17 protein-coding genes are annotated in these 22,320 nt (G+C 61.6%); 8 read left to right on the top strand and 9 right to left on the bottom strand.

Annotated features, from left to right (window positions below):
* Nucleotides 1-13 precede the first annotated feature (13 nt).
* The 3 genes from D7S89_RS12600 to D7S89_RS12590 all read right to left on the bottom strand — a co-directional run bounded on the left by D7S89_RS12600 (nucleotide 14) and on the right by D7S89_RS12590 (nucleotide 4,508).
* Nucleotides 14-2,134, bottom strand: a complete 2,121-nt coding sequence (locus D7S89_RS12600; protein ID WP_245982848.1) for a TonB-dependent siderophore receptor — start codon at nucleotides 2,132-2,134, stop codon at nucleotides 14-16.
* Between the two features lie 368 nt (nucleotides 2,135-2,502).
* Complete coding sequence (locus D7S89_RS12595; RefSeq protein WP_121278029.1) at nucleotides 2,503-3,354, bottom strand: hypothetical protein; 852 nt, start codon at nucleotides 3,352-3,354, stop codon at nucleotides 2,503-2,505.
* Between the two features lie 140 nt (nucleotides 3,355-3,494).
* Nucleotides 3,495-4,508, bottom strand: coding sequence for a hypothetical protein (locus D7S89_RS12590; RefSeq protein WP_147426640.1), 1,014 nt, complete (start codon nucleotides 4,506-4,508; stop codon nucleotides 3,495-3,497).
* A gap of 446 nt (nucleotides 4,509-4,954) precedes the next feature.
* Here D7S89_RS12590 and D7S89_RS12585 point away from each other — a divergent pair, with 446 nt between their 5' ends.
* The 3 genes from D7S89_RS12585 (at nucleotide 4,955) to D7S89_RS12575 (ending at nucleotide 9,499) form a co-directional block, all read left to right on the top strand.
* Nucleotides 4,955-8,221, top strand: a complete 3,267-nt coding sequence (locus tag D7S89_RS12585; RefSeq protein WP_220702143.1) for an AAA family ATPase — start codon at nucleotides 4,955-4,957, stop codon at nucleotides 8,219-8,221.
* A gap of 181 nt (nucleotides 8,222-8,402) precedes the next feature.
* Nucleotides 8,403-8,684 (top strand): hypothetical protein, encoded by a 282-nt coding sequence (locus D7S89_RS12580; RefSeq protein WP_183085175.1) that lies wholly within the window; start codon nucleotides 8,403-8,405, stop codon nucleotides 8,682-8,684.
* A gap of 227 nt (nucleotides 8,685-8,911) precedes the next feature.
* Nucleotides 8,912-9,499: a LysE family translocator gene (locus D7S89_RS12575; RefSeq protein WP_121278027.1), complete on the top strand. Its 588-nt coding sequence runs from the start codon at nucleotides 8,912-8,914 to the stop codon at nucleotides 9,497-9,499.
* Between the two features lie 5 nt (nucleotides 9,500-9,504).
* Here D7S89_RS12575 and D7S89_RS12570 read toward each other — a convergent pair whose 3' ends face one another.
* On the bottom strand, nucleotides 9,505-10,356 hold the full coding sequence (locus D7S89_RS12570; protein ID WP_121278307.1) for an AraC family transcriptional regulator: 852 nt from the start codon (nucleotides 10,354-10,356) through the stop codon (nucleotides 9,505-9,507).
* Between the two features lie 96 nt (nucleotides 10,357-10,452).
* On the opposite strand from D7S89_RS12570, the gene D7S89_RS12565 reads away from it, so the two are divergent.
* Nucleotides 10,453-10,785 (top strand): DUF2322 family protein, encoded by a 333-nt coding sequence (locus D7S89_RS12565; RefSeq protein WP_121278026.1) that lies wholly within the window; start codon nucleotides 10,453-10,455, stop codon nucleotides 10,783-10,785.
* A 76-nt stretch (nucleotides 10,786-10,861) separates the two neighbouring features.
* On the opposite strand, the gene kdpA is transcribed toward D7S89_RS12565, so the two are convergent.
* Together kdpA and D7S89_RS12555 are read right to left on the bottom strand one after the other, a co-directional pair.
* Nucleotides 10,862-12,700 carry a potassium-transporting ATPase subunit KdpA gene (gene kdpA, locus D7S89_RS12560; protein ID WP_121278306.1) on the bottom strand — a complete coding sequence of 613 codons (1,839 nt, stop codon included), beginning with the start codon at nucleotides 12,698-12,700 and terminating at the stop codon, nucleotides 10,862-10,864.
* Between the two features lie 188 nt (nucleotides 12,701-12,888).
* Nucleotides 12,889-13,530 carry a GNAT family N-acetyltransferase gene (locus tag D7S89_RS12555; RefSeq protein WP_121278025.1) on the bottom strand — a complete coding sequence of 214 codons (642 nt, stop codon included), beginning with the start codon at nucleotides 13,528-13,530 and terminating at the stop codon, nucleotides 12,889-12,891.
* A 319-nt stretch (nucleotides 13,531-13,849) separates the two neighbouring features.
* Here D7S89_RS12555 and ampC point away from each other — a divergent pair, with 319 nt between their 5' ends.
* Nucleotides 13,850-15,031 (top strand): class C beta-lactamase, encoded by a 1,182-nt coding sequence (gene ampC, locus D7S89_RS12550; RefSeq protein ID WP_425470807.1) that lies wholly within the window; start codon nucleotides 13,850-13,852, stop codon nucleotides 15,029-15,031.
* 17 nt (nucleotides 15,032-15,048) lie between these two features.
* On the top strand, nucleotides 15,049-15,450 hold the full coding sequence (locus D7S89_RS12545) for a cupin domain-containing protein (protein WP_121278023.1): 402 nt from the start codon (nucleotides 15,049-15,051) through the stop codon (nucleotides 15,448-15,450).
* A 180-nt stretch (nucleotides 15,451-15,630) separates the two neighbouring features.
* On the opposite strand, the gene D7S89_RS12540 is transcribed toward D7S89_RS12545, so the two are convergent.
* Both D7S89_RS12540 and D7S89_RS12535 read right to left on the bottom strand, forming a co-directional pair.
* Nucleotides 15,631-17,769: a TonB-dependent copper receptor gene (locus D7S89_RS12540; protein ID WP_425470792.1), complete on the bottom strand. Its 2,139-nt coding sequence runs from the start codon at nucleotides 17,767-17,769 to the stop codon at nucleotides 15,631-15,633.
* An 85-nt stretch (nucleotides 17,770-17,854) separates the two neighbouring features.
* Nucleotides 17,855-18,226, bottom strand: coding sequence for a DUF2946 domain-containing protein (locus D7S89_RS12535; protein WP_121278021.1), 372 nt, complete (start codon nucleotides 18,224-18,226; stop codon nucleotides 17,855-17,857).
* A gap of 209 nt (nucleotides 18,227-18,435) precedes the next feature.
* On the opposite strand from D7S89_RS12535, the gene D7S89_RS12530 reads away from it, so the two are divergent.
* Nucleotides 18,436-19,587, top strand: a complete 1,152-nt coding sequence (locus D7S89_RS12530) for a porin (RefSeq protein WP_121278020.1) — start codon at nucleotides 18,436-18,438, stop codon at nucleotides 19,585-19,587.
* 111 nt (nucleotides 19,588-19,698) lie between these two features.
* Here the strand turns inward: D7S89_RS12530 and D7S89_RS12525 are convergent, their stop codons facing one another.
* Nucleotides 19,699-21,663: a hypothetical protein gene (locus D7S89_RS12525; protein WP_121278019.1), complete on the bottom strand. Its 1,965-nt coding sequence runs from the start codon at nucleotides 21,661-21,663 to the stop codon at nucleotides 19,699-19,701.
* A 350-nt stretch (nucleotides 21,664-22,013) separates the two neighbouring features.
* Between D7S89_RS12525 and D7S89_RS12520 the strand changes: the two genes are divergently transcribed.
* Nucleotides 22,014-22,313: a hypothetical protein gene (locus tag D7S89_RS12520; RefSeq protein WP_121278018.1), complete on the top strand. Its 300-nt coding sequence runs from the start codon at nucleotides 22,014-22,016 to the stop codon at nucleotides 22,311-22,313.
* The last annotated feature ends 7 nt before the right edge of the window (nucleotides 22,314-22,320 follow it).

Genomic DNA, 22,320 nt, shown 5'->3' with positions numbered 1-22,320 from the left:
AGCGTGCGTGTGTCTAGATGTCGAACTGCGCCGAGATGAAGAACGTTCTAGGTTGACCTGGCCACACCGCGTTGTAGTTCGCCGCCGCCCAGTAGCGTTTGTCCGTCAGGTTCTCTACGCCCGCGCGAAATACCGTCGTGTAGCCGCCGATATGCGTCTGATAGCGCGCGCCGGCATCGAAGCGCACGTACGCGGGCATGGACACCGTGTTCTGCGCGTTCACCGGACGGCTGCCGACGTAGTACACGCCAGCATCGACGCTGAGCCCGCGCACGGGTGCGATCCGGTAATCGAGGAACGCATTCGCCTGGAAACGCGGTACGTTCGCTGCGCGCTTGCCGTTCGTCGAGGCGTCGCCGGTGTCCTGCTGTACGGTGTCGAGATAGGCGGCGCCCGCCATGACCGACAGGTCGCGTGTCACGCGGCCATTGAGTGTCAACTCGGCACCCGTATGGCGTTGCGTCCCACCCTGCACGAAGTAGTTGGCGGTGTTCACGTACTGCAACGTCTTCTCGATACGAAACACCGCGGCGTTCACGGTCAGGCTGTTGCCTACATCGGCCTTCACGCCCGCCTCGTATTGCTTGCTCTTGATCGGCGATAGATATTGACCGGCGTTGACCGTGTTGTACGGCGCGACACCGCCCTGCTCGAAGCCTTCCGCGTAGCTCACGTAGGTCGAGAGCGCGGGCAGTGGCTTGAAGATCAGGCCGGCCGACGGCACGCTGACGTTCGCTTCGTAATGCGATGCCCCGCCTGACGCCGGGTACGAGTCGTTGCGATAGCGCACATGGCGTACGCCGAGCATCACGCTCCACTGCGAGCCGATGTCGACGATATCGCTGACGAAGACGCAGGGCTGGTAGTTCTTGTTGACGTTCTTTGCCGGGAACGACCCCGCAGGCAATCCCGGCGCGTAGACGGGATTGAAGATGTTGCCGACGGTCAGCGGAACGTCGCGGAAGCCACCCTCGCGCGCCTCGTAGTTGCGCGTGGATACGCCGGTCACGAGCTGGTGCGCGAGCGGGCCCGTATGGAACCTGCCGGTCACGAACGTGTTCGTCGACAGCACACGGAAACTCTGGTCTGGCGAGAGGTAGATGTCGCCGCTGAGGATGTCGCCGTTGGGCGCGACCGAGTACACGTCCGGAAAGGCCGCATCGCGGTTGTTGTACGACTGCGCGACCTGCGTCGTGAAGCTCCAGTTGTCGGTCAGCTTGAAGTCGAAGCGGCCGCCCAAGTTGAAGCTGCTCGTGCTGTATTGCAGCCACGGCTGGCCGAGCAGCGTGCGCGGATCGAACTGCGGCGGCAGCGAGCCGTCCGGCTGAAGCCCGATGACGGGCTGCGCGGCGAGCCGCTTGTTCTGATAGTCGAAGTCGAGCCGCAGCAACGCGCGCGGCGAGATGGCCCAGTCGAATGCGCCGCTCACGAATGTGCGGCGCAGATCACCGGCGTGCCCGAAGTTGCCGACCTTTTCGCCGGCCACGTTGAAGCGGTAGCCGAACTGACCATCGCCGATCGGGCCACCGGTGTCGACCGCACCGTAATAGCCGTCATAGCTGCGCACCTCGCTGGTCATCGTCGTGAATCGATCGCGAGTCGGACGTTTGATGACGTAGTTGACCGTGCCGCCCGGCGAATTGACGCCATACAGGAAGCCCGACGGCCCCTTGAGCAAGTCGATGCGCTCGATGTTCTCGAGCGGCAGATCGTAGTACGGGGCGACGGGCATGCCGTCGCGTCGCATGGTGTTGGTCCAGTCGATCGGGAAGCCGCGGATGCTGATGTTGTCCATGGCACCACCGACCGCCGTGTTCTGCACCGACGGGTCGTTCTTCAGCACATCCATCAGCGTGCGTGCGCGCTGTGCCTCGATCAGATCGGCCGAGTAGGACTCCACCGACATGGGCAGGTCTTTCGGGTCTTTCGAGCCGAGGGCGCCGACATTGACGTCGGGCTCCGAATAGAGCGACGCGCGGGTTGCGCGAACGCTGATCGTGCCGAGCGACTTCGCGGCGCTGTCGGTGCTCGCGTCTTGGGATTGCGGCGTCGCGCCTGCCGCGCTTTGTCCATGTGCCTGCAACGACAAGAACGCGAGCGTGCAAGCGAGCACGAGGGAGTCTCGACGCAGCATTGCCGGGCACCGGGGTGTGTAAGCCACGGCGCTCATTTGATTCGTAGTGCTAAATGGATGTTGCATATCTGTTTCTATCTTCTTTTGTTACCCAATTGACTCGACGACACGCAGCCGCCAGCGACATCCGGCTGCGCTTCCAAAAGAGACACTACGAACTGGCGCGCGTGAATCAGGTGACGCGCGTTTGAATGAGACAGTTGCCACCCGACGAAGCAAGTGGGGATACATGCAATTTCAGTAAATGAGAATTATTCGTGTTTACAGAAACTTGTCAAGAATTTTGTTGAGTTTGCCTCATCGTTCACGCGATGAGGCACGCCAGTTTGATGAGAGCAGAACGTTCCGTTCATTCGTGCTCGAGCGGCTTATCCGGCAAGTTTGGTATGCCGTGTTCCGGTCACTTCCTCGTGGTAATGCGGCTTCGTCAGTTCTGCTGCCATGACGATCGGGTTGGCCAGAATCGTCTCCGTCGTCAACGTGGACCGCGATCCGTCGAACCAGCAGGCGAGGGCCGAATTCCGGTTTCCATGCAGATCGATGATGCTTCTGCGGCGCTTGTCCGGGGGCGTGCCTTCGGCAGGCGGCGGCGGGAAGAACTTCGGCGGCAGAACGAGCGCATCACCGGGCGCCACCCAGAGATCGGCGAGGGAAATCTCGTTCACGTAAGGGCGCCAGCGTGCCACGGAGACGACCAGCGGCAGGTGTTTATCCTGCGAGAAAAAAGCATGCGTAAAGGCGTGGTATTCGAGGTCGGTCGGATTCCAGGGCAGTAATTCACGCCGCCGGGATCGTTCCAGATAAGGCGACTGATGCCCCGCCCATTTGCCGTATTCGTATTTCGTGCTGACCAGGCCTTCGTATTCGAAGGGGATCGACTGCCCGCTTTTGAGCAAGGTCATGCCGAAAGCCTGCGCAGTCTCGCGCGTTGCACGCAATGCCCGGTAGTGCACTTCGTTCTGGTGGAAATTGAACAGCGTGATTTCGTACGGCGGGTCGCCGGCAATGGTTTTACGTGTGTGCTCGATACCGGTGTACTTGGTGCCTAGATCGAGATCCGGGTTGTCGGGCGCGAGGTCGATAGGCGTACCTTTCGGTCCCGAGACGAATTCGGGAAAACCTCCCGCATTGAACAGGTAGCGCTTGCCTTCGACTTCGGGCAAAGGGACCGCGCTACCGTCGAAGATGAACACGACCGGATCGAAGACATTGGCGTACACGGGTTCTGCTCCTCACTGATGACGATGGGATAGGCGCATTTCAACAAAAAAAGACTCAGGCTGAACTGACATCGATCCCCCGTGGGGGTGTCAGCTCGGCCTGAGTCAGGTACCGGCGCTAAGAAATGTGTCTGGGCAGATCAGGCGAACGATTCCGCGGTGATTTCCAGCGGGCGCGTGCTCGGTGTGCTCGCGTGGCCCGTGGACGACACGGGCGTAAACGAAACCGTGAAATCGTGGCACTGAGAGCCCTTGTACGTGCCTTCGATGCGTGTCCTCACTTTGGTACCGGATTGGTATTCAATCGCGACCGTTTGCGTGTAGGGCACGACGAGCGTCGAGCGAGTCGCCGAGACCTCCGCGGACACGGCCGAATTGGCCGGCACCGAAACCGGCGTACTGAAGCTCCAGGTCTTCGTGACCGTGGTTGAACCGTTCCAGACGAAGTTGCCCGCATCCAAGGAAATCACGACCTTGCCGTTGGCGGTGATGTACGGAACGCCCGGATTGAAGGACGTGCTGACGCCGATCTTGGCACCTAGGGGATCGGACCAGGCCGACGTCTCGGTCGCGGAGGCCGAACCGGAGAGGGTAACGATTTGCGGTTGCGGCGTCTTGTTGCTGACGGTCTCGTTGTAAAGGTTGGACTTGCCGTCGGTCTTCAGCTGGCGCCGATCGAGATCGTAGACCAGGCCGATAATTTCCGTGATCTCTTTCACCGAGTCGGTATTGCCGGAACTCCAAACCAGCGCGCCTCGGTCCGCCAGTCCCTTTCCTTTGTAGATGCAGAGATTGCCGTCGTCCTGCAAGACCAGGAAGAACTGACCGCCGCTGTCCAATTTCTGCGTGCCCCACAGCCAGCGCGGGTGCTCAACGGGGGCGGCACCATAGTAGACGCAGAAATTGCCGTCGCTTTGCAAAATTGCATAGAACTCGCCGCCGTCGCCGAGTACCTGGCTACCCCACAACCAGACACCCCCTTTGTCGATATCGGCGCGGTAGACGCAAAAATTGCCGTCAGGTTGGACGCCGGCGAAAAACAGGCCGTTCTTTGAATACAGCGTATCGCCCACGTGCAAGGCCTCATTCATCGGCAATACCGATCTCTTTTCGGTTTGGGGGGCGTGTGCGGCGAGCGGTGCAGGTTGGTTCATGATGGCTTGCTCCATGGATTTGAATTGAATTTCTCGTTTTTCGATTAACGACTTGGGCTGAAGGCGGCCCTTTGGTCGTCGGTCTCCGCCGGCATTAACTCCGCGCTCTGCTTCAATTCCCGAGCGGATACTCGTCCACTTGCCCGACGTATAATCACGTCTTGGCGGCGAGCGGGGCGTCGTGCTGTGTGCGTATTGCGGAACGAAGTATGCGAATCAGCCGCGGTGCAAGACAGGCCAGTGCGGTATCAGCCTGGTATCAGTTCGGTATCAGAAACCGACGGAGGTGACGCGAATACGCTGCCCGACCAAGGGCCTCCTGCGACGCGTTCGTCTCCACAAAGGGGGCAACGTTGTTCGTTTCAGAGCTAACGGATTCTCCGCGGCGCGATGCAGCGCCGCCCGTCCTGTCGGACGCGGCATCCGCCGCATCGGATGGACGCATCGTGCTCGATTCACGGTTGCTGAAAGGCCTGCGAAAAAACCTCGGCATCAGCCAGGAAACGCTTGCCGAACGCTGTTTCAACAAACAGCTTTGCGTATCGATCGCTTCCATCAAGCGTGCTGAGACAGGCAAGCCCGTGCTTTATCGCACCGCGCGCCATCTTGCGGACATCTTCGAAGTCGACGTGCGCGCGCTGGTGGGCAAGGCCGGCACGGCGATGTTCGTCGAACATGAACCAGCGAACCCCCCATCGGATCTGCCCTCTGCTCACGCTGCCAAGCCGCTCACGGCCAACGACTACACGCAAGACGACCTCCTTCGCTACGCGCTGGAATTGCGTTTCGAATGGCATCCACAGGCTGCCGCATCGCCCGCTGCTCGCAACGAGCTGGCGCAGTTGATCGGGCAATTCGGCGGTGTGCTCGACACCGGGCTGGCCAGCCAAAGCAGCTATGCGGTCGCGTATTTCGGCATGCCGCGTGCCTATCGCAGCGACGCCGAGCGCTGCCTGTTGTGCGCGCTCGCCATCAGCATGGAGAGTGCTGCGTTCATCCACCCTGGTCGCGCGATTCGCGTGCGCTTGCAGCGCTGGCCATCCGAATCGCCGAAGCTCGCGTGTGCCGGTCCGGGGCCGCAGGACCGTGCCAGCAGCACATACGGACATGCATCGATTTACGTGGCAGGTGGCCTGATCGCTCAGCTGGCCGACCGCTTCGACTTCGCGCCTGCCGACACAGAGAGCGCCCCTTACCGGAAGTGTCTGCGTGTACGGACGCCCAACAGCGGCTCGGAGCGCAGCTTGACCGGGCGCACGGTGGAAATCCGCCAGTTCAAGGGCATCGTCGATGCCACGCGGGAATGCCAGAACGGGCACGTCGTTTACGTGCGTGGCATGGCGGGAGTGGGCAAATCGCGCTTGGTAGCGGAATTTGCCGACATCGCGCGTCAGGCTCAATTCGCTTGCCACTACGCCGAAGTGCTCGACTTCGGCATGGAAAGCGCGTTTGCGCCGCTCGGTCAGCTCGCGCGCAGTCTGCTGGGGCTGCCGCGTCAGCCGCTACGCGGTACGCGCGAAGTCGCCCTCGAGCGCTGGCGGCTGCCTGCCGAATCGAACCTCTTTCTGCAAGTGCTGGCGGGCGTGTCTCCCGATCAGGCGCAAATGGCCGTTTATGCCGCGATGAACAACGAGGCGCGCACGACCGGTATGCTGCGTGCCGTGCAACTGTTGCTGGTGCGACAGGCGTTGCAGCAGCCCTTGCTGGTTTGCATAGAGGATCTGCATTGGGGCGACCCGCCCCTGTTCACGGCGCTGTGCAGCCTGATGATGGGAACAGACGAAGCCCCCATCGTGTGGGTACTGACCTCGCGCAACGAAGACGATCCCCTGGAAACCGCGCTGCGGCCGCATTTCTCGAACCCGCTGAGCCTGCTGGACGTGGCGCCCATGCGTGCGCGCGAGGCCGCTGCGTTGGCGGAGCAGTATCCCGAAGTCGACCTCGCCTACCGAGCGCATTGCGTCGAGCGGGCGCAAGGCAACCCGCTCTACCTCACGCAGTTGCTGTCCAGCCCCGACGTTGCGGTCCCTGAAAGCCTGAAGCACTTGGTTCAGGCGCGCCTTGACAAGTTGGGGCCATCGCATCGACACGCACTGTCGGTGGCGGCCGTGATCGGCAACCGCTTCGCGCTGAACTTATTGACCCGAGCGGTGGGTCAACTGGATGCGGTCTCCATGCGCGCGGATTATCAGCACATCGTCCGCGAAATCGAGCCGGGCCTTTACGAGTTCGTGCACGACCTCGTCATGCACTGCATCTACGACGTCATTCCGCTGCCGCTGCGCAATCACTTGCATCGCATCGTGGCGAACCTGGTACGAGAGTCGGACCCAGCCCTTTACGCCAGGCACCTCGTGCGGGCCCATGATCCCGCCGCGTTCGACGCGCTGCTCGATGTCATGCAGGCAAAACTGTGCGCCTATCAATACGAAGACGTGCTGGAACTGGCGCAGCTGTGCGAATCGTTCCCCGAGCAGGCAGAGGCGAACTTTGTCCTGGCCTTGCTGCGTGCCCAAGCCGCTGCTGGCTTGGGGCAGACTGCGTCGGCCCGCGAGTGTTTCGAGCGCGCCGTGGCGCTCGCCCTGCGACCAGCCGACCACATCGAGGCGGCACTTGGCCTGGCTGCGGTGCTCAACACACTGGACAGCCTGACCGAAGAGGAACAGCTGCTGGAAGCGACGCTGCCGCTTGCCAGAAACCTGCAAGCCGATCATGCGCTGGCGCGCCTGTTCCACCTGCGCGGTAACCTCTATTTCCCGCGCGGCGACTATCTGCGTTGCCGTGGCTACCATGAGGAGGCGTTGCACTTTGCACGCATGAGCGGGCAGCTGGAGATCGAGGCTTGCGCGCTGAGCGGCATTGCTGATTCCTACTATGCGGAAGGGCGCATGCAAACGGCGCACGACGTATTCGACCAGTGCGTGCGAATTTGCGAGAAAAAGGGGCTGCCCGGCGTCGAGGCCGCCAACCGCAGTGCGCGTGGGTCTACGCTGATCTATCTGGGCCAGCCGACACAGGCTCTGCAAGATGCGCTGGATTCCGTGCAGCGCAGCCGCGCCGTCTGCAACCGGCGCGCTGAGATATTTTCCCGCTTGACCGCCGCTTGGGTCTTATTGGCCACGGCCGAGGACCGACGCGCCGCGCAAGAGCTCGACACGGCACTCGAACTGGCCCGTAGCATGGGGGCCAGCCGTTTCGAAGCGATACTGCTCGAAGGCAAAGCGCGCCTCGCCAGTCGCGAGGGCGACCAGACGGCGGCCCAATCGATGATTCTCGAAGCTGCCGATCTGGTCGAACGCTTGCAACTCCAAAGCTACGTCGGTCCCTGGATATGGGGCACCTTGGCGTTGATTACCGACGATGCGCCGTCGCGCGAGCGCGCGTTGCGGCTAGGCGAAGCGCAACTGGCAAGTGGGTGCCTCGCGCACAACGCGCTTCGTTTTCACGTGGCGGCCGCGGAAGCGAGCCTGGTGATGGGGGACTACGGCCGGGCCAATCGATACGCACAGCAATTGTCGGCGTTCGTTCAAGTCGAGCCGTGCAGCTGGGCGAAACATCACGCGCAGTTCATTTTGCTGTCGCGTGATTGGCTGCAAACGCGTGATGCGTCGATGGGGAACGCGCTGCAAATCATGAAGCGCGAAGCGGAGCAGTTGGGATTCTCGGCGACCATGCCGAAATTGATGGAGGTGCTGGCGTCGGTTCAGCCGTGAGTTGGAATGTTCATATGTTTCGCGGGTGGTTGCAGTTGTAAGCGAAAGTGTCACAGCTGGTTACACAAGCCACAGCGTAGTTTCACCTTCTCCGAACCCCAGGCGCTAGCATGCTCGCCGTGTATGAAGGCAGTCGGTCTTGGGGTCAATTTCCAATTTCTATAAGAGAAGAGGGGAGATCATGAAACGCAATATCACCTTATTGGCAGTAGCGATCGCTGCTGCTTGCGCCTCTCTTGACGCGTCCGCACACGCCAATGTGGGCATTTACTTAGGTATCCCTGCTCCGGTCTACGAAGCGCCGCCGGTCGTCTATGAGGCACCTCCGGTTGTGTACGCGCCGGCACCGGCTGTCTATGGATACCCCTACTACGACGGGGACTATGGGCATCGGGAATGGCACGACAACGGCTGGCACCACGGGTGGCATCATCATCACCACCACGATGACGATGATGATTGATCCAGGGCCAAGCCCGAGCACACCGCTCGGGCTCAGCGCTTTGTCTCCACAGCTTTAACCGCTCGTAGCGCAGGCCAGCATAGGCAGCACGATCAGATTCTGCGCGGTGAGCGACGGATCTTGCTCGATCAGTGCGCGGGCACAGGGTAATTTTCTTCAATACGGGTCACTCGATCGCTCGATACATTCCGGTTCGATGTTTACCGAAACACGTATCGAGCGAAAACATGAGTGCTTACCTTTCAATGGCTGCCTTCGCTTTGGCGGCATCGATCACCCCCGGGCCAGTCAACATCGTCGCGCTGACCGCTGGCGCCCGGCATGGGCTTGGCGCCAGCATGCGGCACGTCACGGGGGCCACCGTCGGCTTTTCCATGTTGCTGCTGCTAATCGGGTTGGGGCTGCATGAACTGCTCGGCCGATGGCCGAATTTGACGACGTTGATCCAATGGGCCGGGGTAGCGTTTTTGCTTTATATGGCCTACAAGCTGGCCGTCGACAATGGGCAGCTCGGCGCCGACGACGCAACGCGCGGCCCGTCGATGCTCTCCGGAGCCACGATGCAATGGCTCAATCCGAAAGCGTGGCTTGCCTGTCTGGCCGGCATGGGTGCCTACGCGGCAAACGGCGATAGCCGGTTGGTCTGGCAGTTTGCGGCGATCTACTTCGTGATTTGCTATGCGTCGATTGGCTGCTGGGCTTACGTCGGAACGTTCTTGAATCAACACTTGCGCAACCCTGGGCGCGTGCGGCTATTCAATCGACTGATGGCCTTGCTGCTGGCTGGCAGCGCGGTCTATCTGGTGAAGGTGTAGCGAGTTTAGATGCCACTGCGGTATTGCCCTGGCGTGGCCGCCACGAGTTGCCTGAAGGCTCGCTGCAGGTGCGCCTGATCGGAGAATCCTGCCTCGATGGCCACGTCGGCGATCGCACGTCCACGCTTCAGCTGCGATCGGCTGTATTCGATGCGGCGATTGATCAGGTATGCGTGGGGCGTCATGCCGTAGTGCTCCTTGAACGCACGGATGAGGTGAGACGCTGAGAGCTCCGCCGCTGCGCAGATGTCTTCCAGTCGCAGCGCCTGCGTGCAGTTCTCCCGGATGTATTCGGCCGCGCGGACAACTTTCTGATTGGCCTCTCGTGCCGGCTTTGGCACGGGATTGAGCGTCCGGTGCGCCTCTGAAAAGAAGGTCACTGCCGCGCTGTGCTTGCGAAGATGATCTTCGTTCGGGTCCGTCAGTACCGTGTAGAGCTTATTCAGGTCGGTATGTAACGCAGGCTCGTTGACGGCTCTGGTCGAAAAGCCTCGATATCCCAGGTTCTGGCTAAAACCTAAGTCATGCTGAAGATCGGTGAGCCATGCGGCATCGACATAGAGCATGCGATATGCCCACGGCTGATCGCCGATCGGGTTGCATGCGTGGGTTTCCTCCGGGTTCATGACAACCACTGTCCCCGCGCCGACCTGTTCCGACGACTGTCCGTTGAGATAGGTGCTACGACCGCCCGTGATCGCGCCGATCGAGAACGTATCGTGCGTGTGCTTGCCGTAACTGACTTTACGGCCATCTTGAACGGAACGGGCTTCGACGAACGGCAACGTTTCATCGCGCCAGAACCTTGGGGCCGTCGCCGCTTCCACCAGCAATGTTCCGTTATTCGCTTTCGTCATCATGGAGGGTCGTCGTGACCGGCTGTCGCGGTACTTGACCGGGCGCAGGGGCGTCGGCCATTCTACGCAATTTCCTGCGTAGACGGAGTGCATTCAGTGATTCAACCCACCAGCGTATTCAAGGATAACCTCGCTCAGTTGCCAGCCATCGATGGCATCGAGCGTATCGATCTGATCGACGGAAAGGGCGCCGTGGTCGCAAGCATCGAGAACAAGCCGGGCAAGCAGGGCTCGCTGGCCGTGTATCACTATCTACAGCAAGCGTTCGGCACGCTCGACGCCGAGGCCGCCGAGCACGGCCTCGCGGTGTTCGCCGAGCACACGGCCGATGCGCGCAACCGTCCGGGGGCGCATCCGAACGTCGATCGTCTGCTCGAGATTGCGGCCGGTGGGGAAGCGTTGCGTATCGAGGTCGTTGCCAAGGTCTGAGCGTCTGCGCCGACGTCATTGCCGGCAAGCCTACAGTCGGGGGCAATAACAGGGAAGGCACGAGCCTGACGCGCCCCTACCGCCCGCCGACCATCGTCAAATGCTCGGCGACGGGCCCGAGCGCAAGTGCTGGCATGTAGGTAAGCAGCGTGACGAGCAGGATCGTGGCGATCAGCAGGATCACGAAGATCGGGCCGTGCGTGGGCAACGTGCCCGTTCCCGGCGCACGCCTGACCTTCGGCGCGAGCGAGCCGGCGATCGCGAGCACCGGCACGATTACGGCGAAGCGCCCGAACCACATCGCCACAGCGAGCATCCAGTTGTAATACGGCGTATTCGCCGATAGCCCCGCGAACGCGCTGCCGTTGTTGTTGGCTGCCGAGGTAAAGGCGTAGAGGATCTCGCTGAGCCCGTGCGCGCCCGGATTCGCGATTCCGGCCAGCCCGGCCGGCACGAGCACCGATGCGGCCGTGCCCAAGAGCACGAGCAGCGGCGTCACGAGCACTACGACGGCGACCATCTTCATTTCGAATGCGTCGATCTTCTTGCCGAGGTACTCGGGTGCCCGGCCGATCATCAATGCTGCGATGAACACCACGAGCATCGCGTGCACGAGCATGCTGAAGAGCCCTGAACCCGGTCCGCCGAACACCACTTCACCCGTTTGCATCAGCAGCAGCGGTGCCATGCCGCCGAGCGGCGTGAACGAATCGTGCATCGAATCGACGGCACCGTCTCCGCTCGCCGTCGAAACAGCCGCATAGAGCGCCGACGAGGTGACGCCGAAGCGCGTTTCCTTGCCTTCCATGTTGCCGCCCGGCGCGAGCGCCGAGATCTTCGTATCGACGCTGGCCGTGGCGAGCTGCATGCTGCCGGCCTGCTCCTCATGAATCGTGATGGCCGACATGACGACGAACATCAAGGTCATCGCCGCGTAGAGTGCCCACCCTTGCCGGCGATCGCCGGCCATCACGCCGAACGTGTAGCAAAGCCCCGCGGGGATCGACAGGATCGCGATCATCTGGAGGAAGTTGCAGAACGGCGTGGGGTTTTCGTACGGATGGGCAGAGTTGGCGTTGAAGAAGCCGCCCCCGTCGCCCGACATCAGCTTGATCGATTCCTGCGAAGCGACCGGACCCATCGCCAGCACCTGCTTTGTCGTGGTCTGCGTTTGCTGAACCACATTGCCGGCCGCATCCTTGACCGGGTTGCCGTGGGCGTCGAGCATCGGCTGTTGCCACGTGACGGGCTGCATGGTCGACACTTCGCGATAGCTGTCGAAGTTCTGGATCACGCCTTGGCCGATGAACGCGAGCGAGAACAGTATCGCCATCGGCACGAGCACATAGAGCGTGGCGCGCGTGAGGTCGACCCAGGCGTTGCCGATCGAGAGCGTACCTGCCGAGGCATTCTCCTTGGGCACCGCACCGCGTCTTGCGAGCGCGCGTATCAACGCGTACATGACCGCCATGCCGCTTGCCGCGGACAAAAAGCTTTGTGTCGTGATGCCGAGCATCTGGCTCAGATAGCTCAGTGTGGTTTCGCCGGCGTAGCCTTGCCAGCTCGTATTCGAAGCGAAGCTGACGGCCGTGTTCAGTGCGGAATCGGGGCTGACAGCCGGCAGGTGCTGGGGATTGAGCGGCAACCAAGCTTGAACGCGTTGCAGCGCATAGAGCCCGAGCGTACCGGCGAGGTTGAACAGGATCATGGCGACCGCGTAGGTCTTCCAATTCATGTCTTTCGCCGGGTCCACGCCCGCGAGCCGATAGATCGCCATTTCCAGAGGCCGCACCACGCGCGAGACGAACGGTATCTTGCCGTCGGCGGCACGCGCCATATAGAGCCCGAGCGGTTTTGTCAGCGCGGTCAATACGGCAAGAAAAAGCGCGATCTGAAGAGCTGAATTGGCGAACATGGTTTCTCCCGCGGCCGCCGCATCGAGGCTTGCGCCTCTTCTCCATGCGTTCTTGTCCGTATTGAAGACCATGCAAGGTCAATTCAACGACAAGAGACGTTGCAGCCGCGTAAAAATCGGGTTAACGCCGCGGGGGGCGTGGCGCGCGTTTTCGGTCGAGTCGGAGGGCTGGCGCTTGTCGCCGTGCGTCATGCAGTGCAGGCGGTAGACGGAAGGGCGTAGCGAGGTCGGGTATCGCTCGCGATTTCGGCGAGCGGGGCGGAGGCTATCGATGGCTTGCTGAGGACTGCGCTCTCGTAGCATCGTCCCGCAAAGCGCACGACGTCGACGAGGCGAAAGCCGCGCCGCAAATAGAAGGAAACCAGATGAGCTGCCGAATGGGGCGTATCGAGTGCGAGCCGTGCGAAACCGTGCATCGCGGCCCAGCGTTCGGCGAACGCTAGCAGGGCTTTGCCGATGCCGCGGCTCTGCCAGCGCGGATCGATGCCGAATTGGTGGATCGTTGCAACGTCGGAATTGCGGTAGTACGTACAAGGGGAGTCGGGCTTGCGCGCACAGAGCGTCAGGGTGCCGACTACCTGGCCATCGCAGACGGCGACGAAGCATTCGCCGGCTTGCGCGCGCGCTTGTGTCACGTCCGGAGGCTGACTCGCGCTCTTGCAGTTGAAACCCATCGCGACGAGCGGCGCGAACGCCCGATGCAGCAGCGTAGTCAGGCGATCGTATGAATCGCGTGCGGGATCGAAGCGCCTCAACACCACGCGGCTGACAGCGCGACGATGCGTCGCCTCGCGTGCGCATCGAGCGGTTCTCGAGACTTGTTTCGGCATGGCTTTCTCCAGACCTCGTCAGTTGCCCGCAGTCTAGAGGTGGGCCGTCGCGCGTCGCAAGGAAAAATGTCGTAAAAAAAACTCTGCTTTTGATGCCGCGCGAAAAGAGTCGTGCACCGTTCGACGCGCTTTCATAAGGGGAGGGCCGGGAAGCGTCGCGCACTGAGGTCGCGGCGAAAGGGGGCGTCGGCTTGTACGCCCCCGCACCCGGCTTCAAAAGATTTTCTTTACCCTTCGGCAAGTAATCGTCGTTTGTCAGTGATTTGAGATAGGGGGATATTCCGTCCCTACTCCGATCAACCGACATCTACAGAAGGGAATCCAAAAAGTGAAGCGTGGAACCAGACGCCTTATCACGACCGCTCTGTTTGCCGCATGCGTGGCCACGACGGCCAGCTGTGCGGCCGACGACCGGCAAGCCGACCTCAGACAAGCCGTAGACGCCACGATCCAGCCGGTGATCGCAAAGAACAGCATTGCGGGCATGGCGGTCGGCATCGTCGTGGGGGACAAGCATTACGTCTTCAACTACGGTGTGGCATCGACGGAAACGAAACAGCCGGTCACGGACGACACGCTGTTCGAACTCGGTTCCGTCAGCAAGACGCTGACGGCGACGCTCGCGTCGTATGCGCAGGTAAGCGGTGATCTTTCGCTATCGGACCCGACCGGCAAATATGTGCCGGCGCTGCGTGAGTCGAAGTTCGGTGCGGTCAGCTTGCTCGAGCTGGGCACGCACACGCCCGGAGGGTTTCCGCTGCAAGTACCCGATGACGTCAAGGATAACGAACAGCTGATCGGTTATCTCAAGCAGTGGCAGCCGACCTATGAGCCGGGAACGTATCGAACCTACTCGAACCTCGGAATCGGGATGCTCGGTTCGGTTACGGCGCGGAGCATGGGGCGCGACTTTACGTCGTCGATGGAACAACAACTGTTTCCGGCGCTCGGCATGAGGCACACCTATATCGACATCCCCGCGGCGAGGAAGCCTGATTACGCGCAAGGCTATACGAAGCAAGGCGCGCCGGTCCGCATGTCGCCGGGTGTTCTGTCGGCCGAAGCCTACGGCGTCAAAACGACGGCCGCCGACATGATCCGTTTCATGCAAGCGAACATGAGCATGATCGAGCTGGACGCGAAGCTTCAGCGTGCGGTCACGGCTACGCACACCGGCTACTTCACGGCGGGACCGATGACGCAGGACTTGATATGGGAGCAATACCCGTATCCGGTGGCGTTGAAGACGCTGCTTGAAGGAAATTCGCCGCACGTGATTTTCAACGCGATTCCTGCGACGCGAATCACACCGCCCAAGGCTCCAAGCAGCGATGCGTGGATCAACAAGACCGGCTCGACCAACGGTTTCGGGGCGTATGTCGCATTCGTTCCAGAAAAGCGGCTGGGCATCGTCATCCTCGCCAACAAGAATTTTCCGATCGAAGAACGCGTTGCCATGGCATACAAGATTCTTACCAACCTTACCGCAGGCGAACGGTAAAAGGAGGAAGAGTAGATATGAATCGTTATCGTAGCGTTGTTATTGGCTTGTTCGCCGCCCTGGTCGCGCACTCGGTCCAGGCTGCAGGAAAAGTGCCGGATGCCAAGGAGACCGTCGTTCTGCAAAGAGTTGCGGTACCAGGAGCGGGCCGGGAGATGGGCATGGGTATATCCGAATTTCCCCCTAATGCCGTAAAGCCCAAGCATAAGGCAACCGGCCCTGAGGTTTGCTATGTGCTCGAAGGCGAACTGAGCGTGCAGATAGAGGGGCAACCAGTGAAAGTCGTTCACGCAGGCGAGACGTACCAAATTCCGGCGAACGTCGTCCATGTCACGAGTGCAGGGCCTGCCGGGGCGAAAGTTGTTGCTTCCTGGGTGTGGGTGCCAGGGACGCAATTCAATATCGCCGTGCCGGGCTGACGCTAGAGAAAGATTTATCTGTGCGACGAGGCGCCCTGTATCTGAGCAAAGAAGGCTTGCGCAGTATGGAGTTCGCGGCCACGGCTTGGGGAGGGAGAGGTGGAGCGGCGTGAATTTTTGGACGACCTGCCGTTTGACGGCAGGTCGATTGCGTGATTGCCTACGAAGTAGGCGTGCCACTTACAGCTTTGCGCTGACGCGCACCCACGCGGTACGTCCCGGCTCGGTCACCGGCGTGTTCGCCGAGTAGCCGAAGCCGGCGTTGCCGGCGAGGTTCAAGTGCTCCGTATAGGCCTTGTTGAGCACGTTGTCGACGCCGACGGAAATCTGCACGGCCTTGCTGACGTTGTACTGCGCATGCAGCGACAGCACGCCGAAGCCCGCGCTCGAACCGAAGTCCTTGCCGACCACGTTGCCTTCGTTCAGCGCATAGCGATGCTGGGGCGCAACGACTCGCCATAGGCTGCCAGCCGACCATGCACCGCGCGTGTACTCGAGTCCGAAACGCGCTTCGAGCGGCGGGATTTGCGGTAGCGGATCACCGGTCGCCGTGTTGCGTCCCCACGCATAGGCAATCGATGTCTCGACGCGCAGCGGCGCGGCCGGCCGCCATGCCACACCAGCCTCCCCGCCCATGATCTGCGCGTTGACGTTGGTCGCCTGCGTCGTCTGGCCCATCATGCCGTTCATGTAGTTGAACAGAATGAAGTCCTGCACGTAGCCTGCATACGCCGAGACCCATGCATCGAGCTTGTCGGTCTTGTACTGCGCGCCGATGTCGAGCTGTGTGGTCTTCTCCGGCTGGAGCGCCGAAAACGCGTTGACCGATCCGGCCGGGCCACTGTCGGCCGAGAACAACTCCCAGTAATCGGGATAGCGCTCCGCATGACCGATACCAGCGTACCACGTGACCGGCAACGATGCGAGGTCATGCTCATAGCGGACGAAGCCGCTCGGCAGCACGCGCGAGCGGTCGTTATCGAACGTCGGATTCGTCCCGCCCATCATGTCGTCGGTCGTCTCCCGTTTGTCACGTGCACTCGCATAGTCGACGCGCGCGCCGCCGATCACGCGCGACGCTTCGGTCGCATACCAGGTCAACTCGCCGAACATGCCCATGTTCCACATCGTCGCCCGCGGATCCCAAGGCAGGTCCGCATAGTTCTGCGACCCCATCGCCGAGCGCGAAGCAAGCTGGTTCGATTGCGCGTCGACGCCTGCAACGAACTTGAAATCGTTGCCGAAGCGCAGCGTGGCCGCCGTGCGTGCGCCGAACGTTCGGCGGCGGACGTCCGACGCCATCGGCATCGGCATATCGCTCGTCGGATCGGGCTGCCTCAGCGTGTAGTTGTCCATCACATGATCGGCTTCGTTGTAGTACACGCGTGCCTCGATCCGGTCGAGGATCTTGCCGATGTGCTGCTTGTCGAACGACAGGCCGAAGGTTTCGCGGCGGAAGTGCACGCCGTCCATGCCGCGACCCGCGTAGCGCGCGTAGCCGTCGCCGGTACCGGCCGTCAATTCGACACGTGTGTTGGCGTCCGGCGTCCAACCCAATGCGGTGTCGGCGTTCCATTTGTCCCACTGTGACGGCACCGTGTGGCCGTTGCCGTCCTTGTAGTCCTGCTCGTGCGCATGATTCGCGGTTACGCGGCCGTAGAAGTCCGGCGTGCCGGCCGTCACGTCGACGTTCTGGTCGTTGCGGCCGAACGAGCCGCCGACGAGGCTTCCGTCGAAGCGCATGCCGGACTTGTCGAAGCGCTTCGTGTCGCGCTCGAAGAGAATCGTGCCCGCGGACGTGCCGGGCCCGTACAACACCGTTTGCGGCCCCTTGATGACGGTGACCTTGTCATAGCTTTCAGGTGCGATGTACGACGTCGGCGCGTCCATCCGGCCCGGACACGCGCCGAGCGTCGGCGCGCCGTTCGCGAGAATGTTCAGCCGCGAGCCGAACATGCCACGCAGTACCAGATCGCCATTCGTGCCGCCGCTGCGGATCGCCGCAAAACCGGGGATCGTCTTCAGATAGTCCGCGCCGTCGCTGGCGGGCAGCGGCTGGCGCGGTGTCTTCGGATCGGTGACGACGACGAGCGGCGTCCTCAGCGGCGACGCGACGACTTCGATCGGCGGCAGCGTCGTCACCGCGCCGGTTTGCGCTGCTGGCTCCGCATCGGCTGCGCGTGCAGCCTCTGGAGCGACACCGGCTGCGGTCAGCGCGCTCGCGGCCAACGTATGCACCGTCAGTTTCAACATTAGAAGCACACGCTTCTTGCTGTCATTGCGACGGGCGGAGCGTGCGTGCAGTTGGAGAGAATTCATGATTGATAGCCCGAGAAACGCCCTCCACGCGATCGACGGTGGATCGCACGGATAGGAGGCGAAAGACGAAACAGAGGAAAACGCGTCAGGCGTTTCCGGGCGGCGCGCGCGGATAGGCGCGCGTATAGCGTTCGACGCTCGCCGTAATGCCGGCAGGCATGACGGACGACGCGATCGGGAGTGACGCGGTGAGCTCCGGCACGGCGGACAAGCCGCCGATCGCCGGGCTGTGCGTGAAGAGGTTGCAGTAACCGCACGCGTCGAGATGCAGTGCGTGATGCCCGCTGCCTGAAGTGGGTGAGGTGGTCTCAGGCTCGCCGTGCTCTGCACTGCAGACGGCCGTATCGGGTGCGGCTGCCTGGGCGACCCGCCATTGCGACGCCACCGGCCCGACGATCGCGAGCCAGATCGCCAGCAGGCCCAGCCAGGCGGTCAGGGAGCGATGTCGATACAGCATGCGCGGCGTAGAGTAAGCGGAATGAAAACCAGGCCGAATGTTATAGAATATTTAGCGCAATAACCAGCTAGCTAACACCAGGAATTACGTGTGCGGCGATTTGAAGCAGCGAATTAGGCGTTGTCCGAATTTGCGCCGCCACTTCTCCGCGGCCGCCTTTTTCGAATTGAGCCAAGTACGATCGTCAATTTGAGGGAGACAACCAGCTAATGAAGAAGGCTTATATGTACAGCGCCGTCGGCGCACTCTTCGCTATTACCGCATCGTCCGCATTCGCACAAAGTTCAGTCACGCTGTACGGCATCATGGATACCGCAATCCGATACCAAACGAATGCCGGCCCGGATGGCAAAGACGTCCTCGGCATGACGAGCGGCCCGGTAACGACCAGCCGCTGGGGTCTGAAGGGCCAAGAAGATCTCGGTGGCGGACTGTCCGCGGTATTCCAGCTCGAAAACGGCTTCAACGTCAGCAATGGGAAAATGAGTTCTCCTAACACGCTGTTCAACCGAACGGCGTTCGTCGGTCTTTCGAGCAATCGATACGGCACGTTGACGTTCGGCAACAATCAGGCGCCGCTCCTTGACACGATGGGTAACGTGTTCGACCCGATGATGGTCGGCAACTACTGGCAGGACAGCTGGATGTGGAACGGCGTCGGCCAGTTCCTGTACGTCGACAACTCGGTCAAGTACAACGCGACATTCGGTGGGTTGAACATCGATGCCATGTACGGCTTCGGAAATCAGGCTGGCGCGCTGGGCCTCGGTTCGATGTACGCCGTACAGCTCACCTATGTGTACGGACCGGCCAGCATCAATGCCGGCTTTCAACAGAACGACGTAGCGTCCACCACGAGCGGCAGCCCGGTGAACGGAGCGAAGTTCAATCTGCTGAACATCAGCGGCAAGTATCAGCTCACCCCTACTGTGAGCCTCTTGGCCGGCTGGGTGCACTCGCAGGATCAGACCGGCATGACCGATGCCAACATGCAGCAGGCTGGCGCGCCGACATTGCCGGGGAGGAGTCCTAATCGAATCGACGATACCTTTTACGTGGGCACCCACTGGCAAGCGACCAACCCCCTGTTGATCACGGTGGCCGGTTACTACGGTCACACTCGCAACGCCGAACGGCTGGACGGCACGCTCGGCTCAGGGATCAACTACTCCGCTACCGTTCTGGCCGAATACTCGCTGTCCAAGCGCACGGAGATCTACGGCACGGCGGATTTCGCGCATGGCAATGGCGCATTTGCGGCAGACTACCCGGGTGTGACCAATCGAAACACCGGCGCGATCGACACGGTCGGTCGTACCAATAACGTCGGTGTCGCCATTGGTCTGCGCAACATGTTCTGATGCTCGGTGGGGCGAGGGTAGCGTAGAAGTCGGACGCTGCGGTCGCCCCGCGCCGCCCGGGCATGAGTTTCGGAAACGGCGTCTCGCCTGATCACGTGAGGCAATCGCGCGTCAGAGATCCGGCCGGATCTGCAATGCTTGCGCGTGCGACAGCGGATACGCGGTAATGACCATGCCGTTGTGGCCGAGCACGATCCTCACGTTGGAGATGACATAGTCGGCGTCGTCGCTGCGATAGATGAAGCGGCGATAAGTGCGCACGACATTGCCGTTGCGGGAGCGTTCCTGCCGGTACTCGGCATGGGCATCGGTCAAGGCCGCCATGATGACCCGGGCAAGCACATCCTGCGACGAGACCGACAAGCCCCGCAGGTGGAGCCAGTCGCCGCGATGGCCTGCGTTATCGCCGCCACCGGCCCCAGGCGCCAGGATATGGCTGACGCCGTAGGGGAAACGCCGTGTGCGAGCGCGATCGTCAGGATCGTTCAGATAGACGATGCCGAGATTGTCGCCCGACATCGCCCCGTCGTGCGCGATCGCATAGGTGAGATTCGCGAACTCCGCGGACGACATGCCGGGCGGCAAGCTCAGGCCGGCATTCCTCCACGCTCTGACGAGCCGATCGAACTCGAGCCCGCTGCCGCGCAAGGCATAAACACCGCCCCGCTGAAGCTGCGGCGTTACGGCAATGCGAGGGGTCGTGATGCCTCGCTTCGCTTTCGCCTTTTGTACGCACTCCCATCCTTCATCGATGGAATCGAGATGGACCTTGTACTCCGCGCAGCTCGCTTTGATCACTTTGTCGCGCCGCTTGCGCAGGTTGAGCGGCTCGCTCGGCTGCATCCTCGTGTCGGAGGCGCGAGCGATGGCGGCGGCGCTATCGAGCGCGTTACGCGCACGTTCGGGGCTTTCGTTGAGCCACGTGTCGAGCGTCGCGTTACCTGTGGTCAGCCGCAGTGCCGAGCCCGATGGCTGCGTGCCGCTGTCGTAGGTGTCGATACGTTCGATAAGCGAAGCCAGCGTGAGCGGGGACAACTCCCCGATCGCCTCGATGGCTTCGCGGTCGCGCAGCGTGCAAGCGTCGGGAGAAGTCGACGGAAGCGGCGACATGCCGCAGAACGTGAGGCCCATCGCGAGCTCGAAGTCGGCGATGTCCGTCCCGCCGATCTCGGTGCTTTCATAGACGGTCAGATCGACGTTGGGCGGCGGCTCGGGCGTGGGCGTGATCGGGATCTGCGGCGCGCTCAGTGCGTGGGCAGGCCCGCTTGCGCAAGCGCTCGGCGAGCCGTGCAGCCTTTCAAGGGCCCAGGCGCCGAGGCTGTACACACTTTGCAGCCAATCCTCGAAGCAGCGCCGCTCGCGGTGTTTATTCAGGTCCGACTCGTCGAACGCGATCGAGTGTTGCTCCGCGAGCGCAAGCTTGTCAGTGATTGGCTCGCCGCGATCGTCGCCGGTGACGAGAATGGGTGCAGTCTTCCATCGTGCCATCGCGGACGCGCTTATTTTGAGGGTGAACGGGCGGGCCAGCATCTTTCCGGCGACGATGTGTTGATCCAGCACTTGCGCTTCTGACACTGAGATGACGATGTCGTCATAGGACTTGCGAACCGGATCGTCGGCAACACGCGGCACGATAAAGGCCGTGACGAGCAGATACCCCGTCTTGGGGACCGGGTGCACCAGCGGCACGGCGTATGCCCAGTTCCGCGTCGGCCGGCTGCCAATGACGCCGAGGTCCGTTATTTTCAGCGCGTCGGCGTGTGGCGTGTCGTGGGGGAACGGGCCCCGATAGTTGAGTCGCAGTAGGTCACCATCGATCGCTCCATCGATCATGTAATTGGGGCCGGCGTCGAAGACGAAGAAGCCGTTGCTGTCGTTGTCGATCTTGACGAGCTCCCTGACGACGCGAAACGATGCCAGCTGGACGGGTGTCAGCGCCAATTTGGCCGAGCTCGGCGGTGTGCCTTCGAACTTGGGGAACACAGTCGTGCTGGCGATTTGCTCGACGACGTCCCCGCCTTCGCTCGTCTCGCTGCTAGCGAGAAATGTGGCTGCATGCGCGCTCGATAGGGACATCAGGCACGACACGACAGAAATGAGCCATATGACAGGCCTCTGTCGGAGACGGATATAGGTCGGCATTGATCCTTTCCAAGGAATGCTGAAACTGCGTGGATAGGCGTGCTCGTCGGCCGTGATCGAATTGCTCTCGGCTTCACGAAGCCGGCGACGACTCTATCGGTCGGTATGCCGAGTGAATTGGCTGCAGTCAGTATTGGGACCGAGTTACGCTTGCGTAGCTGTTAGCGGCGGCGGTGGGCAGCGAAAAAATGAAACATGTTTAATGTTTCGCACACCTGCACATAGGTGCTCGCTCGCTATCCTCGAAGGCATCTTCAACCCCCGATGCCTATAGCGAGCGCTAGATGAACCATGTCATTCGATTCGTGGCCGGGGTTGGCTTCGTGCTCGCAAGCGCCGGTGTATTCGCCACCCCGAAGCTGACGCCGCAGCAGTGTAACGACTACCCGTTCGTCAAGCCTCGCGGCTCACCGACGCACGACCAGGTCGTGAACGAGCAGGTGGAGTTGCAGGCATTCGGCTACGACTCCGATGAGGATCCGTATCCGAGCAATTTCGAAGCGGCTCGGCGCCGGCTATGGCAAGCCTACGCGGTCGATTGCAAGCCGTCCGCATCGTCCAGGCCTGCGGCCGAAGCACACTGAAACGTGC

The sequence above is a fragment of the Trinickia fusca genome, from assembly GCF_003628145.1.
Lineage (GTDB): Bacteria > Pseudomonadota > Gammaproteobacteria > Burkholderiales > Burkholderiaceae > Trinickia > Trinickia fusca.
This window is presented reverse-complemented; position numbering and strand designations above follow the sequence as displayed.

What these genes read in the sequence shown, in the direction of transcription:
- D7S89_RS12600 (WP_245982848.1), bottom strand. Translation starts at nt 2,134, where the DNA reads ATGCTGCGTCGAGACTCCCTCGTGCTCGCTTGCACGCTCGCGTTCTTG.
- D7S89_RS12590 (WP_147426640.1), bottom strand. Translation starts at nt 4,508, where the DNA reads ATGAACCAACCTGCACCGCTCGCCGCACACGCCCCCCAAACCGAAAAG.
- D7S89_RS12580 (WP_183085175.1), top strand. Translation starts at nt 8,403, where the DNA reads ATGAAACGCAATATCACCTTATTGGCAGTAGCGATCGCTGCTGCTTGC.
- D7S89_RS12575 (WP_121278027.1), top strand. Translation starts at nt 8,912, where the DNA reads ATGAGTGCTTACCTTTCAATGGCTGCCTTCGCTTTGGCGGCATCGATC.
- D7S89_RS12570 (WP_121278307.1), bottom strand. Translation starts at nt 10,356, where the DNA reads ATGACGAAAGCGAATAACGGAACATTGCTGGTGGAAGCGGCGACGGCC.
- kdpA (WP_121278306.1), bottom strand. Translation starts at nt 12,700, where the DNA reads ATGTTCGCCAATTCAGCTCTTCAGATCGCGCTTTTTCTTGCCGTATTG.
- D7S89_RS12555 (WP_121278025.1), bottom strand. Translation starts at nt 13,530, where the DNA reads ATGCCGAAACAAGTCTCGAGAACCGCTCGATGCGCACGCGAGGCGACG.
- D7S89_RS12545 (WP_121278023.1), top strand. Translation starts at nt 15,049, where the DNA reads ATGAATCGTTATCGTAGCGTTGTTATTGGCTTGTTCGCCGCCCTGGTC.
- D7S89_RS12540 (WP_425470792.1), bottom strand. Translation starts at nt 17,769, where the DNA reads ATGAATTCTCTCCAACTGCACGCACGCTCCGCCCGTCGCAATGACAGC.
- D7S89_RS12535 (WP_121278021.1), bottom strand. Translation starts at nt 18,226, where the DNA reads ATGCTGTATCGACATCGCTCCCTGACCGCCTGGCTGGGCCTGCTGGCG.
- D7S89_RS12530 (WP_121278020.1), top strand. Translation starts at nt 18,436, where the DNA reads ATGAAGAAGGCTTATATGTACAGCGCCGTCGGCGCACTCTTCGCTATT.
- D7S89_RS12525 (WP_121278019.1), bottom strand. Translation starts at nt 21,663, where the DNA reads ATGTCCCTATCGAGCGCGCATGCAGCCACATTTCTCGCTAGCAGCGAG.
- D7S89_RS12520 (WP_121278018.1), top strand. Translation starts at nt 22,014, where the DNA reads ATGAACCATGTCATTCGATTCGTGGCCGGGGTTGGCTTCGTGCTCGCA.